Origin of the sequence: Actinomadura montaniterrae (assembly GCF_008923365.1) — a bacterium.
Classification (GTDB): domain Bacteria; phylum Actinomycetota; class Actinomycetes; order Streptosporangiales; family Streptosporangiaceae; genus Spirillospora; species Spirillospora montaniterrae.
Map to the genome: position 1 here is coordinate 1 of NZ_WBMR01000497.1, position 922 is coordinate 922.

Annotated in this window: 1 protein-coding gene; it reads right to left on the minus strand. The window is 77.5% G+C overall.

The genetic code is table 11. The annotated features are described in order from the left end of the window. Positions 1-922: hypothetical protein (locus F9B16_RS52185; RefSeq protein WP_225992707.1), on the minus strand; the 922-nt coding region annotated here is incomplete at both ends.

Below are 922 nucleotides of genomic sequence, written 5' to 3' on the forward strand. Positions count from 1 at the left end.
GTTCGGCGCGCCGCACCGCGGCGAGGCCGCGCAGGTCGGCGCCGGGCAGGGTGCCGTCGAACGCGCCGATGACCTCCTCCACGGTGAGGTCGGCGACGTCGAGCGGGTCGTCGAGCAGCCCGGCCGCGGCGAGCTCGCCGCCGAGGCGCCACATCACCTCGCGGGACAGCCCGAACAACTGCGTGCGGCAGAACCGGGCGTCCTCCCGCGCGCGCACGGACCAGCGCATCATGCCGAGCAGTACGCGCAGGACGGCCCGTTTGGCCGGGCCAGGGCAGGATTCGCGCAGGCGGCGGCGCGCTTCGGCCGCGGCGCGGGCCTCGGCCTCACGGTTCGCGGCGACCGTCGCGCCCTGCCGGACGAGCGGCCGCAGCACCGCCGCGGTCATCCAGGGCCGCTGCCGCGGCGTCGGCTCGTCGAGCTTGAGGTCGTGTACCGCCCGGTCGCCGTAACGGCACAGGTAGGCGCGTGCGGACGTGGCGAGGAAGACACCGTGCCGGCCCTCGGCGACGTCGTCCCAGACGGCCCGCAGGTGCTCCTCGTCGGTGCGTCCGCCCAGGTCGTCGGCCAGCAGGGCGGCCTTCAGCGCGGGCACCTCGGCGGCGCGCTCGGCCAGCGCGAGGGCGGCGCGGGCGGCGGCGAGGGACCGGTTCTCCGGCCCGCCGCACAGCAGCCCGGGCAGCAGCTCCGGCCCGGCGCCCGCCCAGCGGCGCAGCAGCGCGGTCGCGGCCCGCATGAGGAGCAGGCCGTAGACGCCGTTGGCCAGCGTGACGCCCCAGCGCACCGACACCTCGGCCCACACCCACCGGTACAGGGTGATCAGCTCGTCCGGGGAGTACTCGGCGAGCGGGCGGGACGCGGGGCCGCGGACGTCCGCCATCAGCGCGTCCCACCAGCGCAGGAACCGGACGGTGGCGCGGCG